Annotated in this window: 4 protein-coding genes; 2 read left to right on the top strand and 2 right to left on the bottom strand. The window is 63.7% G+C overall.

Translation table 11 applies throughout. The features are described 5' to 3' along the window. Positions 1-236 (bottom strand): hypothetical protein (locus EOA29_RS42395; RefSeq protein WP_210213202.1); only part of this gene is annotated, 236 nt, incomplete at its 3' end. Between the two features lie 59 nt (positions 237-295). Next, positions 296-640 (bottom strand): RidA family protein, encoded by a 345-nt coding sequence (locus tag EOA29_RS33315; protein WP_126094322.1) that lies wholly within the window; start codon positions 638-640, stop codon positions 296-298. 228 nt (positions 641-868) lie between these two features. Here EOA29_RS33315 and aztA point away from each other — a divergent pair, with 228 nt between their 5' ends. Continuing rightward, positions 869-1,690 (top strand): zinc ABC transporter ATP-binding protein AztA, encoded by an 822-nt coding sequence (aztA, locus tag EOA29_RS33310; RefSeq protein ID WP_126095936.1) that lies wholly within the window; start codon positions 869-871, stop codon positions 1,688-1,690. Beyond that, the coding region (locus tag EOA29_RS33305) for a metal ABC transporter permease (RefSeq protein WP_145969949.1) at positions 1,690-2,357 on the top strand (668 nt) is incomplete at its 3' end. The genes aztA and EOA29_RS33305, both read left to right, overlap by 1 nt.

The raw sequence follows: 2,357 nt of genomic DNA, 5'->3' as shown, positions 1-2,357 counted from the left end.
TCAGACATCAGAAAATAGAAACCATCGACCTCAATGCCCTCGCCCGATAGCATGCAAAACTGTTCGCGATGTCTTCGCACACCTGTTCGCGATGTCCCCGGTCCAAACACCCTTGTGGGAGAAGGTGGATCGGCGCGCAGCGCCGAGACGGATGAGGGGTGCTGGAAGAAATGGGGCGCCGGAAAATTGAAGGATTGGAAGTGCCTAATTCTTCCATGCCGCGATTCTTCCAACACCCCTCATCCGGCCGCTTCGCGGCCACCTTCTCCCACAAGGGAAGAAGGCAAGGCTGGCGCTAAATCGCCGCCGTAACAATAATCTCGACCAGATATTCCGGGCCGGCGAGCTTGGCTTCGCCGGTGGCGCGGGCCGGTGTGTGGCCCTGCGGCACCCACTTGTCCCATTCCGAGTTCATCTCGGCGAAGGTGCTCATGTCGGCCAGCCAGATGATCGTCTGCACGATCTTGGTCTTGTCGGTACCGGCCTTGGCCAGCAATTCGTCGATGGTCTTCAGGATGTCGCGGGTCTGCGAGGCGACGTTGCCGCCGGGCGCGCCGACCTGACCGGCCAGATAGACGGTGTTGCCGTGGATGACGATCTGGCTCATACGCGGGCCGACATCGATGCGACGAATGCTCATGGGAGGTTCCTTCTTTTCCAGGGTCGCGCTTGTTTAGAGTCCGTGCCGGCTCCGGGCAAGGCCACCGGACGCGAAACCAATTGAGCCAATTGTCCGGCTTCGGCCGTTCGCATACACGCCGAGTTGACCGGCCGGGACACAATTCCGCCCGGGCGGCGTGTTGACTAATGTAATAACATCACATATCGACGATGCACTCGTTTTAGCGGACCGCCGGAACGTCCTATGATGACCAATGCCTGCCTGACCTTCCGCGACCTGACGCTCGGCTACAACAGCCATCCGGCCATTCATCACCTCAACGGCATCGTCAGAAAAGGCTCGCTGACCGCTGTGGTCGGCGCCAACGGCTCGGGCAAGTCGACGCTGATGAAGGGCATCGTCGGCGTGCTGAAGCCGATGGAAGGCGCGGTTGTCCGTGCCCCCGGCGTGCGCACCGCCTATCTGCCGCAGCAGTCGGAACTCGACCGCACCTTCCCGGCGCGCGTCGTCGACCTGGTCTCGCTCGGGCTTTGGCCCAAGCGCGGCATGCTCGGTCGCTACACCAAGGAGGATCGCGAGTCCGTCAGCAAGGCACTGATGGCTGTAGGACTCGGCGGCTTCGAGACGCGCCCGATCGACACGCTGTCCGGCGGGCAGCTGCAGCGCACGCTGTTTGCCCGCGTGCTTCTGCAGGACGCCGACCTCATCCTGCTCGACGAACCGTTCAACGCCGTCGACGCCAAGACCGTCGGCGACCTCATCCAGCTCATAAAACGCTGGCATGGCGAGGAGCGCACGATCATGGTCGTCGTCCACGACCTCGATCTGGTGCGGCAGAATTTTCCCGAAACGCTGCTGCTTGCCCGCCAGCCCGTCGCCTGGGGCGAGACGCGGGAAACACTGCGGCCGGAAAACCTTCTCAAGGCGCGGCGCTTCCACGAAGCCTGGGAAGAGAATGCGCCCTGGTGCGAGCCAAGCGAACACGACCATAGTCATGACCACGGACACGATCATGCGCATGTGCATGATCACCATCACGATCACGGCTCCGGACCGAGGGCCGCGTGATGGAATTCCTCTACGGCCTGTTCATCGCGCCTTTCGCCGATTTCGCCTTCATGCAGCGGGCGCTGTTCGGCTCGCTGATGCTGTCGCTCGGCGCCTGCCCGGTCGGCGTCTTCCTGATGCTGCGGCGCATGAGCCTGTCGGGCGACGCGATGGCGCATGCCATCCTGCCCGGCGCCGCGGCCGGCTTCCTGCTCTACGGCCTCGAGATCCTGCCGATGACTGTCGGCGGGCTGATCGCCGGCATCATCGTGGCGCTCGGCGCGGGCGCCGTCTCGCGCTTCACCATCCAGCGCGAGGACGCCTCGATGGCGGCCTTCTATCTCATCTCGCTCGCCGTCGGCGTGCTGATGGTGTCTATCCGCGGCTCCAGCGTCGACCTGATGCATGTGCTGTTCGGCACGGTGCTGGCGCTCAACAATGAGGCGCTCACCTTGATCGGCGGCATCGTGGTGGTGACGCTCGCCAGCCTCGTCATCTTCTGGCGCGCGCTGGTTGCCGAATGCCTCGATCCGCTGTTCCTGCGCTCGGTGAGCCGCATGGGCAGCCCGGTGCATTTCATCTTCCTCGGCCTCGTCGTGCTGAACCTCGTCGGCGGCTTCCAGGCGCTCGGCACGCTGCTGTCGGTAGGGCTGATGATGCTGCCGGCGGCCTCCGCCCGCTTCTGGAC

Origin of the sequence: Mesorhizobium sp. M1E.F.Ca.ET.063.01.1.1 (assembly GCF_003998155.1) — a bacterium.
GTDB lineage: Bacteria > Pseudomonadota > Alphaproteobacteria > Rhizobiales > Rhizobiaceae > Mesorhizobium.
The sequence above is the reverse complement of the archived record's forward strand: the minus strand, read 5'-3'. Positions and strand labels throughout refer to the sequence as shown.

Excerpts from the sequence above, each read along its gene's own strand:
- EOA29_RS33315 (WP_126094322.1), bottom strand. The coding sequence starts at position 640 with ATGAGCATTCGTCGCATCGATGTCGGCCCGCGTATGAGCCAGATCGTC.
- aztA (WP_126095936.1), top strand. The coding sequence starts at position 869 with ATGACCAATGCCTGCCTGACCTTCCGCGACCTGACGCTCGGCTACAAC.